Genomic DNA, 18362 nt, shown 5'->3' with positions numbered 1-18362 from the left:
GGCGGCTGCCCGGCCCGAGAGAGGCTATATATTACCGCTGCTGCTGCTCCTTTACCGGCGCGACCGCCGGGCTGGGCTGATCGATCCGCTCGCCCGAGCCATCGCGCAGCTTGCGCGGTTCGAGCACTGCGGCGGTTTCAATGAGGTCGAGCGCGCGCTGCGCGGCAGCGTAGCGGCGCACGTCGGCAATCCACTGATCGGCCGCCTCGGCACCCGGCATGTTCTGCACTTCCTCGATCGCGGCCTCGTAACGGCCCGTTTCAAGGAACATCTTCGCCCGTTCGATGCGCCGCTGGGGGCGTGGCGAGGGCGAGCTGCGACGGCGGACTACGAAAAGGTTGGACAATTCGCGCCGGAGCCGTTGCAAGCTGGGCTCTTCGGGAGAAGCGCGCAGCTTGGGCTCAAGGCCCTCGAGCCGTGCGAGCAGCTGGTCGAGCGTGACCGGATTGCGGCTCATATCGGTCAGCGTGCGCACCGCATTAGGCAGCGCATCGCCGAAACGCAGGCGCAACTGATCGGCCAGATAGCCAAGCTCCGCCCCACGCTCGATCGAGCGGCGGGTGGCGAAGGAGATCAGCAGCCCCTCGGCCCGCGCGGCATTGCCGGCGGCAGCCTGCGCCTGCAGGTCGAGCCGGGACAGGCGCGCTTCGGCCTGTGCAAGCCGCTGCTCGATCCCGCCCTGTTGCTGTTCCACGCGCGCGGCGCTCGCTTGCGAGGCGGTCTGGCGTGCGTTCGGAGTGCCGGAGGCGCTTGGATTGGTGGCGGAGCGGCGCGGCGTGGGGATGATGGTCGCGACCTGCGCGGGTTCGGTCATCGCCGGGGTTGCCATCGGGCTGGCCCCGGCGTGCGCCGACGGCGCGTTCGCATCGCTGCTCTTGTCGGTTAGGGCGGCAACCGTTTCGGTATAGGTTTCGGGCCGCCAGACGAGGAACAATGCCCCCGCCGCGACCAGCAGCACGATTACCAGCACAATGCCCAGCCAGGCACGCGACGGGCGCATGCTATCCTGCCGGACTTCATCCAAATCCATTACATTTCCATTCCCGTATGCTCCGTGATCCCGCACCGAAGCTTAGCGGTTATTGGTTAATGGCACATATCCGCGACCAGGGAAAGCAGGGCCGCGTCGTTGGTTTCAGGTGCCACGGCGACGCTTTTCCAGCCATCCGAAGCCTGTGATGCAATACGCGGGGCGAGCGCGGCAAGCGACAGATTCGTACGATCCACACCTGCGCGCTCGCACTCGGCAGCGAAGTGGCGCGCCGCCACGCCCGAGTGCAGCAGCACGACCCCGCCCTCACGCAGCCGCGCGGCATCTTCTTCATCCAGCGCGCGGTGGACGATCCGGTAGGTGGTGCAGGTCTCGATCGTCACCCCCTCGGGCGGGGACAGCGTCATGCGATCCTCGCCCGCCAGCCGCAGCAGCCGCAGCGGGGCATCGGGAGCCAGCGTGTCGAGTAGCTTCTGGAGCCCGCCCTCGCCCACCTGCGCGATCGGGAATCGCAGCGAGCACGCGGCCTGCGCGGTCGCCTTGCCCACCGCATAGACGGGCAGGCGCGGCAGCATGTCGAGGCCGGTATCCGCCGCGCTGCCGCCCATTGTCTCTGAAATTCGGCCCGCGCCCTCGTCCGTACCCTTCCCCGCATGGCGCAGCGCGTTGGCGCTGCCCAGCAGGATGCCGTCGAACGTGCCCTCGGGCACCTGCCAGGCAACCGCCTCGGCATGGCTCAGCGGCATCGCCTCCATCGCAAGGCCCCGCTTGCGCCCACGCGCCAGCGTGGCGGAGAGGCCCGGTTCGGGCCGCAGCACGAAGACGGTCACACCCATGGCTTTCGCTCAGCTCGCGCCGGTGAACAGTGGGGTGATGCCCGGAGTGGCGCGCGCCAGCAGGTCGGCGGCGAAGGCGCGAATGGCCTCCACGTCGCCCGGCGTCAGCTCGATCGTACCATCGACCCGCTCAGCCCCGTCTGCGCTGAACAGCGCGGCGCGCATGTGCAGGCCTTCATCCGCGTTCTCGACCAGCACGCCCACCGGGCTGTGGCACGATCCGCCCAGCGCTTCCAGCAGCGCACGCTCCGCCTCGACCTCGCGCCGCGTGGGCGCATCGTTGAGCGCATCGAGGTGTCCGCGGGTCACGCTATCCTTGGTCCGGCACTCGATCCCGATCGCCCCCTGCGAGGGCGCTGGCAGCCAGGTTTCGAGCGGCAGCGGCGTGCCGACCGATTCCTGTCCCAGCCGCTCCAGCCCCGCCGCAGCGAGCAGCGTCACATCCGCCTCGCCCGCCTGCAGCTTGGCCATCCGGGTGGCGACATTGCCGCGAAACAGCACGGTCTCGATATCGGGGCGCAGGTTCTTCATCTGCGCGGCGCGGCGCGGTGCGCTGGTCCCCAGCGTTGCCCCCTGCGGGATGCTGCGCAGCGAGCTTGCGCCGAGCAGCACGTCGCGCCGGTCCGCACGCGGCAGGATCGCGGCGAGCGTGATCCACTCCGGCCGGATCGTCTCGACATCCTTCAGCGAATGGACCGCTGCGTCGATCCGCCCTTCGTCGAGCCACGCGTCGAGTTCGCGGGTCCACAGCGCCTTGCCGCCGACATCGGCCAGCGGGCGGTCCTGCACCTTGTCGCCCCCGGCAACCACGGGGACCAGTTCGACCGCGCTTTCGTCCCATCCATGGGCGGCGCACAGCCGCGCGCGGGTCTCGTGAGCCTGCGCCATGGCTAGCGGGGATCGGCGGGTGCCGAGGCGGATGACGGGTATCGCTTTCATAGGCTTTGCTTGCCCTAGCCCGGCGCAGCGTTAAGGGAAAGCGCCATGCCAGTGGTACTCGGGATCGAATCCAGTTGCGACGAAACCGCGGTGGCGCTGGTCGGCACCGACCGGCGGATCATCGCGCAGCGCATCGCATCGCAGGACGAGGCGCATCGCCCCTATGGCGGCGTCGTGCCGGAAATCGCCGCGCGCGCCCATGCGGAGCGGATCGCGCCGATGCTGGCCGAGGTGATGGACGAAGCCGACATGCAGCTCGCCGATCTGGATGCGATCGCCGCGACCGCAGGGCCGGGACTGATCGGCGGAGTGATGGTCGGGCTGGTCAGTGCCAAGGCGCTTGCGATGGCGAGCGACGTGCCGCTGATCGCGGTCAACCATCTGGAAGGCCATGCGCTCAGCCCGCGGCTGGTCGATGCCGAACTCGAATTTCCCTACCTCCTGCTGCTCGTATCGGGCGGGCACTGCCAGATCCTGCGCTGCGAAGCCGTGGGGCAGTACCGTCGGCTGGCGACCACGATCGACGATGCGGTGGGCGAGGCGTTCGACAAGACCGCCAAGATCTTGCGGCTAGGCTTTCCGGGCGGGCCCGCGGTCGAGAAGCTGGCGCGCGAAGGCGATCCGAAAGCGGTCCCGCTGCCCCGGCCGCTGGTCGGCGGCAAGGAACCGCATTTCTCCTTCGCAGGGCTCAAGAGCGCGGTGCTTCGCGCGCACGACAGCGGGAAATATTCGACCGCCGACATCGCCGCCTCGTTCCAGCAGGCGGCGATCGACTGCCTGACCGATCGGCTGGAACGCGCGATCGCGACCTCGGGCCATGCGCCCGCATTGGTCGTCGCGGGCGGCGTGGCCGCCAATGCCAGCGTGCGCGCCGCGCTGGAGGCTTTGGCCGAGCGCCACACGATGCGCTTCGTCGCGCCTCCGCCCAGGCTGTGCACGGACAATGCCGCGATGATCGCATGGGCCGGTTGTGAAAGGCTGGGCCAGAACGATCCGCTCGACTACAAGGCACGCCCGCGCTGGCCGCTCGACCCCGAGGCAGAGCCAGCACGCGGGGCGGGAGTGAAGGCCTGATGGCAGATGTAGCAGTGCTTGGTGGCGGAGCGTGGGGAACCGCGCTCGCGCAGATGCTCGCCAGCGATGGGCGCGACGTGACGCTGTGGGCGCTGGAGCCCGAAGTGGTGGCTGAGATCAATGCCGACCACCGCAATACGCCCTTCCTGCCCGATGCCCAGCTCACCCCGTCCATCCGCGCCATAAGCGATCTTGCCGATATCGCCGATGCGCAGACCGTGCTCGCGGTCGCGCCCGCGCAGCACCTGCGCAAGGTGCTCGCCGAAATGCCCGAATTCTCCGGCGATCTGGTGATCTGCGCCAAGGGTATCGAGCAATCGACCGGCGCGCTGATGAGCGACATGGCACACGAGACCTGCCCCAGCGCAAGCCTCGCCGCGCTGTCCGGCCCGACCTTCGCGCACGAAGTCGCCGCCGGACTGCCCGCTGCCGTGACGCTCGCGTGCGAGGGCGGTGAGGAGCAGTGGAAACGGCTCTCCCCGGTGATCGCACGGCCCACCTTCCGCCCCTATTACAGCGACGACCTGATCGGCGCGGAGATCGGCGGCGCGGTCAAGAACGTGCTCGCCATTGCCTGCGGGGTGGTCGACGGGCTGGCGCTGGGCCAGAATGCGCGCAACGCGCTGATCACGCGCGGGTTCGCCGAAATGGCGCGGTTCGGGGCAGCGCGCGGCGCCAGTTTCGACACGATGACCGGCCTGTGCGGGCTGGGCGATCTGGTGCTCACCTGCTCGTCCACCTCCAGCCGCAACTTCTCGCTCGGCAAGGCGATCGGTGAGGGGCAGGCTGCGGCCGACCTGATGGCCAACCGCCACACCGTGGCCGAAGGCGCGCACACCGCGCCCGTTCTCCAGCGGCTTGCCCGCGCGGAAGGCATAGACATGCCGATCGTCGACGCGGTGGTCGCCATGCTAGAAGGCGCCAAGGCCGCCGATATTGCCGACGCGCTGCTCGCCCGCCCGCTGACCACCGAAAGCCGCTCCGCTTGAGCGCGAACGACACGGCCGGAAATCCGCCCGACGAGGCTCCCGCCAAGGAGGCTCCGCGCGACGATATGGCTGCGCTCGCGCGCGGCGGACGGACCAATTTCTTCGGCTTCCTGATCCGCCTCGCGGCGCGCATCCCGTTCCTGTTCATCGGCGGGCGCCTGTATGGCGACGAGATGCTGGGCCGCTTCGCCGCCGCGCTGGTGGTGATCGAGCTGGCCAGCCAGGTCGCGGTGCTCGGCCAGAAGCGCGGCCTCGCCCAGCAGCTGAGCGAAAACGAAACGCGCGACCCATCGCACACCGTCGCCGATGCGCTGACGCTCAGCCTGGTCACCTCGCTGGTCTTCACCGGCCTGCTGCTGCTGTTTCCAAAACTGATGTTCCCCAACGGCGCGAATGGCGATCTGTCGTGGCTGCTGGTGTTCACGATCCTGCCTTTCGCGCTCACCGAGGTTGCACTGGCGGCCTGCGCCTACCGGTTCGATATCGGCGCGACCGTGCGCAGCCGCGCGATCGTGGAGCCGTGGGCGATCTCCATCGCGGCGGGCGCGCTGTTCTTCGTGGTGCCCGACAGCGGGCTGGAACTGGCCTATGTCGTGTCGATCATCGCCGCGTCGGTCGCCGCGTTCATGCCAGCGATCCACCATTACGGCTTGCCCCGCGGCTGGCTGCCGCATCCCGTGCGCGTGTTCCGCCTGGCGGTGCGCAACCTGCCGCTGGCAGGCGCGGATGCGATCGAATGGGGCACGCGCAAGCTCGACCTGTTCATCCTCGCGCAGTTCGCCAATCCCTCGCAGGTCGGCGTCTATTACGCGGTCCAGCAGGTCGCCACGCTGCCGCAGAAGCTGAAGACCAGCTTCGATCCGATCCTGGGCCCGGTGATCACCGCCGCGCTGAAGGTGGGCGACCGCTCCGCAATCGCGAAACAGATCTGCCAGGTCGGCTTCTGGATCGTCGCCATGCAGGCAGGCATCGCGCTGGCGCTGGCGATCCCCGGCGAAGCGGTGATGGGCCTGCTGGGGCCGGACTTCGTCAGCGGCACCGGCGCGCTGTCGATCCTGCTGGTGGCCGAAGTGGTCGCCGCGCTGGCGGTCGTCTCCGAAAGCGCGCTGATCTACATCGCGCGGATGCGCAACCTCATCGTCTCGATCGCGACCATCGCGTTCCAGGCGGTGCTGACCATCGGCTTCATGGTCGCGATCACCGAATATGACCTCGCCGAAAGCCTGCGTGCGCCCGCCGCCGCGCTGGCGCTGGCCATCTCGCTTGCTGCGGCGAGCATTATCAAGAGCGTGATGCTCGGCCGCATGCTGGGCGAAACAGTCAACAATTTCCGCTGGGGGCTGGTGATCGCCGCGATCCCCGCCGCGCTGGTCGGCTGGGGGGTGACGCAGCTGCCCGAATGGGTCGAGCTGGTGGTCGGCATTCCCGCCATCCTCGCGACCTATGCGGTGATCGTGTGGTTTGTCGGCTTCCGCGAAGACGACCGCGTGCTGTTCCGGCGCAATCTCGGGCAGGAGCAAGAATGAACGCGGCGCGCCCAGTGCATTCACAAGACATTCACTGGCTTGGGCTGAACTAGTCGCACTACAGATTGCACGCCGACATGGGGAGATCGAGCGGTGGGAAAAAGCAAACTTGCGGTAGCAGCGGTTCTTACAGTGGCCAGCATCGGCCTCGCGGGTTGTGCGACTGCAGACGGCAGCAATGCCTCGCGCGGCGACAGCGAATTCCTTCCGCCGATGCCGCCTCCGCCACCGCCCCCTCCGCCTCCTCCCCCGCCGCCTCCGGCAATGGCGATGGCCGCCCCCAGCGCGGTTATGGTCACCGGATCGCGTATTTCGCGCGAGGACGCCAACGGGACCGCGCCAGCGCAGACCACCTCGCCCGATCTGCGCTACGTCCCCTCGATCGTCATTCCGACCGTGCCCGACCGGGAGCGGTACGATGGCAAGGACGTGTCCGAGGTCGCGGTGACGCTCGAACAGCCGGTCTCGACCTTCTCGGTCGATGTCGACACGGGCGCCTATTCCAACGCGCGCCGGATGCTGACCGACGGCCAGCTGCCGCCGAAGGGCGCGGTGCGGACCGAGGAATTCGTCAACTACTTCCGCTACGACTATCCGCGCCCGACCAGCGCCAAGGATGCGCCCTTCACGGTCAACATGGATGTCGCGCGCACGCCGTGGGATGCCGACACGCGGCTGGTCCGCATCGGGCTCGCCGGATACGAAGCGCCGAAGGCGCAGCGGCCCGCCGCCAACCTCGTCTTCCTGCTCGACGTGTCGGGTTCGATGTCAAGCGCGGACAAGCTGCCGCTGGTGAAGACTGCGATGAAGACGCTGGTCGGCCAGCTGACGCCGAAAGATCGCGTTTCGATCGTGGTGTATGCAGGCGCGGCGGGCCTCGTGCTCGAACCGACCAGCGACTCGCGCGAGATCATGGCCGCGCTCGACCAGTTGCAGGCAGGCGGCTCGACCGCCGGCGGCGCGGGGCTGGAACTGGCCTACAAGGTTGCCGAGGCGAGCAAGGTCGACGGGATCAACCGTGTGATCCTGGCCACCGACGGCGATTTCAACGTCGGCCTGTCGGATAACGACGCGCTGCTCGAATATGTCGAAGACAAGCGCAAGAACGGCATCGCGATGAGCGTGCTTGGTTTCGGCACCGGTAACATCAACGAAGCGCTGATGGAGCAGATCGCCGACAAGGGTAACGGCAACTACGGCTACATCGACAGCGCGATCGAGGCGCGGAAAGTTCTGGGCGAACAGCTCGGCGCGACGCTCTACACCATCGCCAAGGACGTGAAGATCCAGGTCGAGTTCAACCCCGCGGTGATCAGCCAGTACCGCCTGATCGGTTACGAGAACCGCGTGCTTCGCGAACAGGATTTCGATAACGACGCGGTCGATGCGGGCGATATCGGATCGGGCCATCAGGTGACCGCGATCTACGAGGTCGTGCCCGCGAATGCCGACGGCTGGATTGCCGAGCGCCGCTATCAGGACAAGATTCCGCAGGCGGCGAGCGACAAGGCCACCGAAGCCGCCTTCGTCAAATTGCGCTACAAGCAGCCGGACGGTGACACCTCGACGCTGATCACCGAGGCGCTGCCCGCGCGGATGCTGGCCGCCGCGCCCGCCCCCTCGGGCGACTTCGCCTTCGCCACCTCGGTCGCCGCCTTCGCCCAGAAGCTGCGCGGCGACACGCTGCTGGACGACTATTCCTACGATGCGATCCGCGCGCTGGCCGGGCCGCAGCGCGACTTCTACCGGCAGGAATTCCTCAAGCTGGTCGGCGTCGCCGAAGGGCTCGATCAGGAATAAGCCTGGCCCGCACGCTTGTCCTTTGGGGCAGGCACTGTCTATCGGGGTGGGGTGAGCAATCGCCCCATCCTGATCCTGATCGCCGGCGCACTGCTTGTCTGTGCGATGGCTTTGATCAGTGCCGCGCAGACCGGTCCGGCTTTTGTCGGTCGCTTGGCGGCCGCGGCCGCCGCCCTGCCCGATCAGCAGGGCGACAAGCGCAAGGTTTCGGTCCGCTTCGCCACCGCGCGCGGCTGGCCGACCCGCCACCCGATGCTGACCCCCGCGCGCGACCTGACCGAGCTTGAGCGCGCGCGCATCGCACAGGCGATCGCCGCCATCCCCGGGGTGGGCGGGGTCCACTGGACCGACGGCACGATGCTCGCCTCGGGCGACATGGATATCGAATCGCTGCGCTGTGAGAGCGAGCTCTTGGGCGTGCTGGCCGAACGCACGATCCGGTTCGAGGAATCCTCCGCCGAGTTCATCCCCGGCAGCGAGCAACTGCTCGACGAACTGGCCACCGCGATGCGCCCCTGCGTGGGCGCGATCGTGGCGATTTCGGGCCACACCGACACCTCCGGCTCGCCCAAGGTGAACCTCGCGCTCTCGCAGGACCGCGCGCAGATGGTCCGCCGCGAACTGATCGAGCGCGGGATTCCGGGGCAGAACCTGATCGCCAACGGCTTCGGCTCCTCGCGCCCGGTCAAAGGCCTGAGCCCGGCGGACCCGGCCAACCGGCGGATCGAGTTCCGCGTGGTCTCGATGGAAACCAGCCGCCCGACCCCGATCGACACCCCGGCAGCACGGTAGGGAGCAGCGCAAAGAATGGCCATTTCCTTCGAACTCGTGCTGCTTGCGCTGGCCGCCTATACCGTCGGCCTCGGGCTGGGAGCGCTGGCCTCAAGTCTTTGGTCTTTGCGCAAGTGACGCTTTCGCGTTAATGCGCGAGCAAGAATACGGCAAAAGACGCTAGAGAGGCTTAGCCCCACATGATTGAACTGATCGAGGCAAACTGGCTGCTGATCCTGCTGGCCGTGCTGGTCGGCTTCGTGGTCGCCTGGTTCCTGCTCTCGGGTTCGCGCAAGACCCGGATCACGCGCGAGGATACCGGCGAGGAGCCGGGCAATGCTCGTCGCAACCAGGCGCTGATTGACGCGCCCCCGGCGGCCGCGAAGGATACCGCTTCCCCGCCCGAGCCTGAAGACAAGCCCGAACCTGCCCCGTCTCCGGCACCCCCGCCGGTAGCCACTCCGCGCGCCGAACCCGCCGCCGCAGCCGCTTCGCTGGGCGGAGCGGGAGCTGCGGTGAACACTGCTGTGTCGCAGGAAGAGGCGGGGCAGGCAGCGCCCGAAGGTGCAGACGACCTGACCCGCCTCAAGGGCGTCGGGCCCAAGCTTGCAGCGCAGCTGAACACGCTGGGCGTCACCTCCTTCGCGCAGATCGCGGGTTGGAGCGAGGCGGAGATCGACCGGATCGACGACCAGCTGGGCCGGTTCAAGGGCCGCATCCGGCGCGACAACTGGATCGAACAGGCGAAACTGCTCAGCGAAGGTGACACTGCCGCTTACGAGAAGCGCTTCGGCAAGCTCTGATCCGCCCCTCCTCCAGGGCGCGCCGCTTCCAAGTTTCCGCTTGCCAAGCAGCGCGTTTTGGAACGATCATGGTCCAGGGTCGTTCTTTTGCATTCCGATCGCGCCGTGGCGATCGCGATGGGAGAATGTATGGACCAACCTGTCATCCTGATCGCCGAAGACGAAACGATCGTGGGGCTGGACCTGTGCCACACGATCGAAGAAGCCGGGTACGAGGTCGAAGGCCCGCATGCCGATCTCAACTCGGCGATGCTCGCCTTTCAGAAGCGGCGGCCCGATCTCGCGATCCTCGACATTCGGCTGAACGACACGGTCGTCTATCCCTTTGCGGAGAAGCTGATCGCGGAAGATGTGCCGGTAATCTTCCATTCCGGCCATCTGCCGCTGGACGAGGTCGATGCGCGGTTTCCCGATGCGCCCGCGCTGTCCAAGCCGTGCCCGCCCGGCGAAATCCTCAGCCAAGTGCATTCGACCCTGAATCCCGACGGTCAGACCGCCGACGAGCCGATGATCGAGCCCGCGACCCCGGACGCCCAGACCGCCTGATCGCGCCCCGGCACAGGCAGGCGGGACGGCAGGGCTTGCCCGAAGGGGCGTCCCTTTGCCATGGGCTGCTACACATCTACGAGCGAGCCCCGATATGATCCCCTTCGACGCCACCGACCCCTTCCGCCTCGACGACCAGCTGACCGAGGACGAGCGGATGATCCGCGAGTCCGCGCACGCCTTTGCGCAGAGCGAGCTGCAGCCGCGCGTGATCGAGGCCTTTCGCGAAGAAACCAGCGCGCCCGAACTCTTCCCGCTGATGGGCAAGGCCGGGCTGCTGGGCGCGACCATTCCCGAGGAATACGGCGGCGCGGGCGCGGGCTACGTCGCCTACGGCCTGATCGCGCGAGAGATCGAGCGGGTCGATAGCGGATATCGCTCGATGGCCAGCGTCCAGTCGAGCCTGGTGATGTATCCGATCCACGCCTTCGGCAGCGAAGAGCATAAGAAGAAGTACCTCCCCGGCCTCGCCAGCGGCGAGCTGATCGGCTGCTTCGGCCTGACCGAACCCGACGCGGGCTCCGACCCGGCGGGGATGAAGACTCATGCCAAGAAAGATGGCAACGATTACGTCATCTCGGGCAGCAAGACGTGGATTTCCAACTCGCCCTTCGCCGACGTGTTCGTCGTGTGGGCCAAGAGTGAGGAACATGGCGGCGCCATTCGGGGCTTCGTGCTGGAAAAGGGCATGGAAGGCCTCTCCGCCCCCAAGATCGAGGGCAAGATCTCGCTGCGTGCGAGCACCACGGGGATGATCATGATGGACGAGGTGCGCGTGCCCGCATCCGCCATGTTCCCCGAAGTGCAGGGCCTCAAAGGTCCGTTCAGCTGCCTCAACCGCGCACGCTACGGCATTTCGTGGGGCGCGATGGGTGCCGCGGAGTTCTGCATGGACGCGGCGAAGCAATACGGGCTCGATCGGCAGCAGTTCGGCGTGCCGCTTGCCAGCAAGCAGCTCTACCAGCTCAAGCTCGCCGACATGCTGACCGAGATTGCGCTGGGGCTTCAGGCGTCTTTACGCGTCGGTCGCCTGATGGACGAGGGCAACTGGTCGCCGGACATGGTCTCGATCGTGAAGCGCAACAATGTCGGCAAGGCGCTGGACATCGCGCGCGTTGCGCGTGACATGCATGGCGGCAACGGCATCAGCGAGGAATATCAGGTGATCCGCCACATGGTGAACCTCGAGACGGTGAATACCTACGAGGGCACGCATGATGTCCACGCGCTGATCCTGGGCCGCGCGATCACGGGCATTCCGGCGTTCTGAAGACCGCCTGTCCTACACGCGCCAGCCGTGCGATAGGCGGGGAATGCAGCCCTCCCCGCCCGCACTGACCGAGACCGGCAAAGGTTCGGAACCGGAGGCCGGTTTTTCGTCTTAGGACTGTGTGTCAGGTGTGTCAGGGCCGCGAAGCGAACGGCCCGGCGCAGGAGAGGATGAGATGAAACTCTACGGCTATTTCCGCAGCTCCACGAGCTACCGCCTGCGGCTCGCGCTGCAATTGAAGGGCCTCGAATACGAGAATTGCCCGGTCAATCTGGTCGAGGGCCAGCAGAAGGGCGAAGCCTTTGCCGGCCGCAACCCCTTCGCCACGGTTCCAATGCTGGAAGTGGACGGCAAGGACCGCGTGCAGTCGATGGCCATCATCGAATGGCTGGACGAGGCCTACCCCGAAAACCCGCTGCTGCCCGCGGATATCGAGCAGCGCTACCTCGCGCGCGAACTCGCATATGCCATCGCGACCGAGCTGCACGCGCCGCTCAACCTGCCCGTGCTCAAGTATCTCAAGAGCGAATACGGGCAGGATCAGGACGGCGTGAACACCTGGTATCGCCACTGGCTCGCGCGCACATTGCAGCCGATCGAACGGCGCCTCGCGCAGCTGAACACCGGCGATTTCCTGTTCGACAAGCCCGGCTTCTTCGAAGTCGTGCTGATGCCGCAGATCTACAACGCGCGCCGCTTCGGCTACGATTTCTCCGATGCGCCGCACACGACCCGGATCGAAGCCGCCTGCCTCGCATTGGATGAAGTGCAGCGGGCGCACCCCGACAACCAGAACGACACCCCCGAAGGAGAGACAGTCCAATGAAACTCGCCACGCTCAATGACGGAACGCGCGACGGCAAGCTGGTGGTCGTCTCGAAAGACATCACCCGCTACTGCGCGGCGGACAATATCGCGGCGACCATGCAGGACGCGCTGGACGACTGGGCGAATATCGCGCCCAAGCTCGAAGCGCTCTACCGCGACGTGAACAACGAAGCCGTTCCCTGCGAGCGGTTCCACGAGCGCGAGGCGCACTCGCCGCTGCCGCGCGCCTACCAGTGGGCCGACGGCAGCGCCTACATCAACCACGTCGAACTGGTGAGGAAGGCGCGCGGCGCCGAGGTGCCCGAGAGCTTCTATCACGACCCGCTGATGTACCAGGGCGGCAGCGACGACTTCCTCCCCCCACGTGCCGACATCCCGCTCAAGGACACCAGCTGGGGCTGCGACATGGAAGGCGAGATCGCCTGCATCACCGACGATGTGCCGATGGGCGTCTCTTCCGACGAAGCAGCCGACCACATCAAGCTGTTGATGCTGGTCAATGACGTGAGCCTTCGTGGCCTGATCCCCGGCGAACTGGCCAAGGGCTTCGGCTTCTTCCAGTCCAAACCCGCGACCGCGTTCAGCCCCGTCGCGATCACGCCCGACGAGCTGGGCAATGCGTGGAAAGACGCCGTAATCCAGCTGCCGCTGATGGTCGACTATAACGGCGATCCCTTCGGCCGCGCCGATGTGGGCCAGGACGCGACCTTCAGCCTCGCCGATCTGGTCGCGCATGCGGCCAAGACGCGCAATCTGGGCGCGGGCTGCATCATCGGTTCGGGTACGATCTCCAATCAGGGCCCCGACGGCGATCCCGGCAAGCCGGTGAGCGAAGGCGGCAAGGGTTACTCCTGCATCGCCGAGATCCGCATGATCGAAACCATCGCCAGCGGCGAAGCCAAAACGCGCTTCATGCACCCCGGCGACACGGTGAAGATCTGGATGGAAGACGAGAAGGGCCATTCGATCTTCGGCGCGATCGAGCAGAAGGTGGTGGAGGCGTAGCGCAAGGAGGGACTGATGTTCTTCGACGATACGACCTACGACCTGATCGCCCGAGGGACGATCCTGACCGCGATCGGGATCGTCTATGTCATCGCGCTGACCCGGATCGTCGGCCTGCGCAGCTTTTCCAAGATGACGAATTTCGACTTCGTCATCACCGTTGCCAGCGGCACTGTGCTGGCCGGGATGGGCCGCGCGACCGACTGGCAGGGCTTCACGCAGGCGGCAGTCGTGATGTTCGCGCTGTTCGCGGTGCAGTTCGTCATCGCCAAAATCCGCAAGAAATCCGAGACGTTTGAGGAGACGATCCAGAACGATCCGGTACTGCTGATGATCGACGGCCGGTTCTGTACCCAAGCGATGAGCAAGACCCGCGTGTCGCGATCCGACATCATCGCCAAGCTGCGCGAATCGAACACCATGAGTTTCGACGAGGTGCGCGCGGTAGTGCTGGAGACCACCGGCGATATCTCGGTGATGCACGGGCCCAATCTCGACCCAGCAATCCTCGAAGGCGTGGACGACGTGCGCGATCCCTCGCCCGAACTTCAGAAGCCGTAACGAACCCCAGCCCACAGCGTACGCGGCGCGCCAAGGTCCAGATCGCCGCCATCATTGCGGGTGACGATAGTCTCATCGAACAGGTTCTCGGCCCGCAGCACGAGATCGAGCTGTCCTACAAGCGGCACCTGCGCGTATGCGCCCAGCGTGGTGAAGGCGGGCAGCACATCGGTTTCAAGGTCATCCTCGAACTGATCGCCGACATGGCGCAGCGAAAGCACAATGCGGGTCCGATCCGACGGGGCGTAGGCAAGGCTCCCGGCCGCCATCCAGCGCGGGCTTTGCGGCGGGCGGTTGCCGTCGAGCGCCAGCGACGCCCCCTCGCCCTCGATGCGCGGGTCGGAGTAGCTCACGCTGCCGTCAAAGCGGATCGGCCCCCGCGCCACCCGAAGACCGGCCTCGACCCCGCGCGTCTCGATCGCGGGCAGGTTGCGCCGCTGGCGCAGGTTGGGCGCGATGGTGAAGTTGGCGATCGCGTTCTCCAGCCGGTTGTCGAACGCGGTCAGCGATAGCGCGACCCCTTGGAGCGGTCGCCAGTCGAGCCCCAGCTCGACCCCGCGCAGCTCCTCGTTGGCGAGGTCGGCATTGGCCTGCGTCACCACGGGGAAGACAACGAAGGGACGGTACAGCTCGTTGAGCGTCGGCAACCGGAGCCCGCTATAGGCCGCAGCGCGCAGGTCGAGCGAAGGCGTCGCTCGCAACAGCGCGCCGCCCCGCCAGCTCAGCGTCCAGTCGCTGCGGTCGGCGAAGGCAGTGTCGGTCACCACTACGCCGGCTGCGTTGCTCTCGCGGAAGAACCCGTTGGCGATCACCGTCCGGTCGGCACGCAGCCCGCCGGTCAGGACCAGCTGTCCTACTTCCCAGTCGTCCTCTACGAACAACCCGAGATCGCTGGTGACCCCGCCCGCACGCCGCCGTGCGGTGATTTGCCCGGTGAGCGCACTGATCGGGGTCTCCTGCAATTCGCCCGAAGCCCGGCGATAGTCGACCCCGACGCGCAGGGTATGCGCATAACCAACGGGCGGGCGAACCTCGATCTTGCCGCCCAGCCCGGTCGAGGGCGTGTTGCGCTGGTCGAGCACGGGCACGAAGCGGGTCGAGCTGACGACGAGGTTGGAGAAGTTGCGTGCCTGCACATAGCCCAGCGCATCCACCTGCCAGCGCCCGCGCCCGACCAGCCGGACCGAATAGTCCTGCCCGCTCGCCGAACTGTCCGCCCCGGCGAAGCGCAGCGTGCGTGCATCGTCGAACGCAAGCATCCGCGCCTGCAGTTCCAGATCGCTCGCCAATGGCACGACGGCCCGCAGCTGGCCCGAGACGCTGTCGAACCGCGCGGGCACGCTGGCAGCGACTCGCTGATCCTCGGGGGCCGTGTAAAACCCCGGCCCGCGATCCCAACGCACCGCGCCAGTCGCGTAGCCTGTGCCAAGCACTTGAGAGAACGACCCCGCCGTCTCGGTCCCGCCGCGATCGTTCACCAGCACGCTCGCGCCCAGCGGAGCCTGCATCTCGGGCGACAGGCTCTCGATCGCGATCGTCCCCGCCAGCGCCCCCGCGCCGAACGGACCGGAGCCGCCGCCGCGGGTCACTGCAATGCGCCCGATCTGCTCGGGCAGCAGCGCCGCGAAGGGAATGTAGCCGAAGAACGGGTCGGCCATCGGCACCCCGTCGAGCGTCACCAGCGCGCGGCTCGTGGCATTTCCGCCCAACGCGCGCAGCGTCACGCCCTGCGCGGTCGGGTTGGAGGATCGGCTGTCCGAGCGGCGGAATTGCTGGAAGCCTGCGACGCCCGCCAGCGCCTCCTCGATCCGGCCCGACGGGGTGCCCAGCATTTCCTCCCGCGTGATCTCGACCGTGCCATATGCGGGCGCTGCCGGAGTTTCCTCCAGCCCGCGTCCGGTGACCACGATCACCGTGTCCTGCGGGTCGTCGGTCGCCTCCTGCGCCAGTGCAGGGGTGGCGAGGCCAGCGGTGGCCAGAAGAGCGAAGCGGAGCGGGTTGCAGGGCATGGTCAACGCCCTAGCCACGATGAGCAGCAAGGTCAGCCACCCTCTCGCCATCAGACGAATCATGCGATAGGTTGCGAAAAAAGACGGAGAGTGATGGGCGATGGATAGCAGTGACACCGATTTCGACGTGCTGATCGTCGGCGCGGGTATTTCCGGCATCGGGATGGCCGCGCATCTGGAGATGGAGTGCCCGGACAAGCGCTACGCGATCCTCGAGAGGCGCGAGCGGTTGGGCGGCACATGGGACCTGTTTCGCTACCCCGGCGTGCGCTCGGACAGCGATATGCACACGCTGGGCTTCGTCTTCGAGCCGTGGCGTCACGAGAAGAGCATCGCCGATGGCTCCTCCATCCTCGAATACCTCAACCGCATCGTCGATGAACGCGGCATTCGGGAAAACATCCGCTTTGGCCTGAAGGTGGAGAGCGCGGATTTCGACAGCACTACCGCGCGCTGGATCGTTACCGTGGTCACCGCCCAAGGCGAGCACAAGCGGCTGACCGCGAACTGGCTCTATCTCGGATCGGGTTATTACGATTACGACGAACCCTACGATCCCGGCTTCGAGCTGGGCGCGTTCGAGGGCGAGGTGGTCCACCCGCAGTTCTGGCCCGAAGATCTGTCTCACGAGGGCAAGCACGTGGTGGTGATCGGGTCGGGAGCTACGGCCGTCACCATCGTCCCCGCGATGGCTGAAAAGGCGGCCAAGGTCACCATGCTCCAGCGCACGCCGACCTGGATGTTCAGCCGCCCCGCGCGCGACGGGCTGGCCAATTTCCTCCGCAAGGTCCTACCCGAAGAGACCGCGTACAAGATCACCCGCTGGAAAAACGTGGTCATGCAGGACATCGGCTTCAAGCGCGCGCAGAGCCAGCCGGAGAAGGTCAAGGAATTCCTGACCAAGAAGATGCAGGGCCATCTGGGCGACAAGTACGACCCGGCCGCCTTCACCCCACCCTACGACCCGTGGGACCAGCGGCTATGCCTGGTGCCCGATGCCGACCTGTTCGAGGCGATCAAGAGCGGCAAGGCCGAGGTCGTGACGGGCAGGATAGCCCGCTTCGCCAAGGACGCGGTGGTGCTGGAGGACGGGCGGGAAATCCGCGCGGACATCATCGTCACCGCGACCGGCCTCAAGCTCGCGGTGGCGGGCAAGATCGCAATCTCGGTCGATGGCGATCCGGTCGATTTCTCGCAGCGCTATTACTACAAGGGCTGCATGTTCTCGAACCTGCCGAACCTCGCGGTGGTGTTCGGCTATCTCAACGCCAGCTGGACTTTGCGTGCGGACCTCAATGCGGCCTATGTGTGCGATGTGCTCAAGATGATGGACGCCAGGGGGATGGACATCGCGGTGCCCGCCCTGTCAGCGGCAGACGAGGCCGCTTTGGAGGAGGACGATATCTTCGATTTCTCGTCAGGCTATATCCAGCGTTCCAAGGCGATCATGCCGAAAAATGCGGTCGCCTTCCCTTGGCGGCTCAATCAGGATTACCGGGTCGACCGCAAGCAGATGAAGAGCGATCCGGTCGACGACGGTATCCTGCACTTCCGCGCGCTGCCCCACGCCCCCGGCGAGCGACGCCGCACCCGCCCGGACGACCACCGCCGGCAGCACGACCTGAGAGCATTATGAGCGAACGTATCTGGACCGCAGGGCTGGTCGTCATCGGCGACGAGATCCTCTCCGGCCGCACCCACGACAAGAATATCGCACAGGTCGCCGCCTGGTTGCAGGTGCAGGGCATCCGCCTGGCCGAGGTGCGCGTGGTCCCCGATGTGCAGGACCGGATCGTGGAGGCGGTGAACGCGCTGCGCAGCGCCAACGACTACCTCTTCACCACCGGCGGGATCGGCCCGACCCATGACGACATCACGGTGGACGCAGTCGCCGCCGCGCTGGGCCGCGAGGTGGTGATCCACCCCGAAGCGCGGGCGATCCTCGAACGCTACTATACGGACAAGCCCGGCGGCCTGACCGAGGACCGACTGCGCATGGCGCGGGTGCCCGACGGGGCCGAACTGATCCCCAACCGCATGTCCGGCGCACCCGGGATCAGGATCGGCAACGTGTTCCTGATGGCCGGCGTCCCGCATATCACTGCCGGGATGCTAGATGCGCTGACCGGCACGCTCGAAGGCGGCGCCCCGCTGCTCAGCGAAACCATGGGCTGCTGGACCGCCGAGAGCGAAGTTGCGGGCCTGCTGCGCAAGGTCGAAAAGGCACACGAGGACTGCCAGATCGGCAGCTACCCCTTCTTCCGCGAAGGCAAGGTCGGGGCGAACTTCGTCATCCGATCGACCGACGCGCAGGCGCTGGCGGCGTGCGCGAAGGATCTGCGCGACAGCCTGAGCGAGGCTGGCCACGCGCCGGTCGCTGGCGGGATTTGACGCCGCGAGGCGACGCGAACCCC

17 protein-coding genes are annotated in these 18362 nt (G+C 66.8%); 13 read left to right on the top strand and 4 right to left on the bottom strand.

Features of this window, described 5'->3' with window-relative positions:
• Positions 1–31: 31 nt before the first annotated feature.
• From KYN89_RS09050 to hemC, 3 genes are read right to left on the bottom strand one after another with little or no spacing between them, the layout of a single operon-like run.
• Positions 32–1030: a hypothetical protein gene (locus KYN89_RS09050; protein WP_222824741.1), complete on the bottom strand. Its 999-nt coding sequence runs from the start codon at positions 1028–1030 to the stop codon at positions 32–34.
• A gap of 56 nt (positions 1031–1086) precedes the next feature.
• Positions 1087–1827, bottom strand: coding sequence for a uroporphyrinogen-III synthase (locus tag KYN89_RS09045; RefSeq protein WP_222824740.1), 741 nt, complete (start codon positions 1825–1827; stop codon positions 1087–1089).
• Between the two features lie 9 nt (positions 1828–1836).
• Positions 1837–2766 (bottom strand): hydroxymethylbilane synthase, encoded by a 930-nt coding sequence (gene hemC, locus KYN89_RS09040; RefSeq protein WP_222824739.1) that lies wholly within the window; start codon positions 2764–2766, stop codon positions 1837–1839.
• A gap of 45 nt (positions 2767–2811) precedes the next feature.
• Between hemC and tsaD the strand changes: the two genes are divergently transcribed.
• The 11 genes from tsaD (at position 2812) to KYN89_RS08985 (ending at position 13939) form a co-directional block, all read left to right on the top strand.
• Positions 2812–3840, top strand: a complete 1029-nt coding sequence (gene tsaD / locus KYN89_RS09035; RefSeq protein ID WP_222824738.1) for a tRNA (adenosine(37)-N6)-threonylcarbamoyltransferase complex transferase subunit TsaD — start codon at positions 2812–2814, stop codon at positions 3838–3840.
• Positions 3840–4829 (top strand): NAD(P)H-dependent glycerol-3-phosphate dehydrogenase, encoded by a 990-nt coding sequence (locus tag KYN89_RS09030; protein WP_222824737.1) that lies wholly within the window; start codon positions 3840–3842, stop codon positions 4827–4829. Before tsaD ends, KYN89_RS09030 begins: the two co-directional genes overlap by 1 nt.
• Positions 4826–6355 (top strand): lipopolysaccharide biosynthesis protein, encoded by a 1530-nt coding sequence (locus KYN89_RS09025; RefSeq protein ID WP_222824736.1) that lies wholly within the window; start codon positions 4826–4828, stop codon positions 6353–6355. Before KYN89_RS09030 ends, KYN89_RS09025 begins: the two co-directional genes overlap by 4 nt.
• A gap of 264 nt (positions 6356–6619) precedes the next feature.
• A complete protein-coding gene (locus KYN89_RS09020) occupies positions 6620–8155 on the top strand; it encodes a vWA domain-containing protein (RefSeq protein WP_222824735.1) in 1536 nt (511 codons plus the stop codon).
• A gap of 51 nt (positions 8156–8206) precedes the next feature.
• Positions 8207–8947: an OmpA family protein gene (locus tag KYN89_RS09015; protein ID WP_346727219.1), complete on the top strand. Its 741-nt coding sequence runs from the start codon at positions 8207–8209 to the stop codon at positions 8945–8947.
• Positions 8948–9126: 179 nt separating this feature from the next.
• Positions 9127–9729 (top strand): hypothetical protein, encoded by a 603-nt coding sequence (locus tag KYN89_RS09010; protein ID WP_222824734.1) that lies wholly within the window; start codon positions 9127–9129, stop codon positions 9727–9729.
• Between the two features lie 129 nt (positions 9730–9858).
• The gene (locus KYN89_RS09005) at positions 9859–10275 is read left to right on the top strand and encodes a response regulator (RefSeq protein ID WP_222824733.1); all 417 of its coding nucleotides are present in this window, start codon (positions 9859–9861) and stop codon (positions 10273–10275) included.
• A 94-nt stretch (positions 10276–10369) separates the two neighbouring features.
• The gene (locus KYN89_RS09000) at positions 10370–11545 is read left to right on the top strand and encodes an acyl-CoA dehydrogenase (protein ID WP_222824732.1); all 1176 of its coding nucleotides are present in this window, start codon (positions 10370–10372) and stop codon (positions 11543–11545) included.
• 175 nt (positions 11546–11720) lie between these two features.
• On the top strand, positions 11721–12371 hold the full coding sequence (maiA, locus tag KYN89_RS08995; RefSeq protein ID WP_222824731.1) for a maleylacetoacetate isomerase: 651 nt from the start codon (positions 11721–11723) through the stop codon (positions 12369–12371).
• Complete coding sequence (locus KYN89_RS08990) at positions 12368–13378, top strand: fumarylacetoacetate hydrolase family protein (RefSeq protein ID WP_222824730.1); 1011 nt, start codon at positions 12368–12370, stop codon at positions 13376–13378. The genes maiA and KYN89_RS08990 overlap by 4 nt, the downstream gene beginning before the upstream one ends.
• Before the next feature lie 15 nt (positions 13379–13393).
• Complete coding sequence (locus KYN89_RS08985) at positions 13394–13939, top strand: DUF421 domain-containing protein (RefSeq protein WP_222824729.1); 546 nt, start codon at positions 13394–13396, stop codon at positions 13937–13939.
• On the opposite strand, the gene KYN89_RS08980 is transcribed toward KYN89_RS08985, so the two are convergent.
• Complete coding sequence (locus tag KYN89_RS08980; RefSeq protein ID WP_248285088.1) at positions 13927–16011, bottom strand: TonB-dependent receptor; 2085 nt, start codon at positions 16009–16011, stop codon at positions 13927–13929. The two genes, KYN89_RS08985 and KYN89_RS08980, sit on opposite strands and share 13 nt — an antisense overlap.
• A 37-nt stretch (positions 16012–16048) precedes the next feature.
• Here KYN89_RS08980 and KYN89_RS08975 point away from each other — a divergent pair, with 37 nt between their 5' ends.
• Both KYN89_RS08975 and KYN89_RS08970 read left to right on the top strand, forming a co-directional pair.
• Entirely contained in the window at positions 16049–17584 is a 1536-nt protein-coding gene (locus KYN89_RS08975) for a flavin-containing monooxygenase (protein WP_248285087.1), read from the top strand.
• On the top strand, positions 17581–18339 hold the full coding sequence (locus KYN89_RS08970) for a competence/damage-inducible protein A (RefSeq protein WP_222824728.1): 759 nt from the start codon (positions 17581–17583) through the stop codon (positions 18337–18339). Before KYN89_RS08975 ends, KYN89_RS08970 begins: the two co-directional genes overlap by 4 nt.
• Positions 18340–18362: the final 23 nt, after the last annotated feature.

The sequence above is a fragment of the Alteriqipengyuania abyssalis genome (assembly GCF_019857185.1).
Lineage (GTDB): Bacteria > Pseudomonadota > Alphaproteobacteria > Sphingomonadales > Sphingomonadaceae > Alteriqipengyuania > Alteriqipengyuania abyssalis.
Note: the sequence above shows the minus strand (reverse complement) of the source record. Positions and strands in the feature narration are given on the sequence as shown.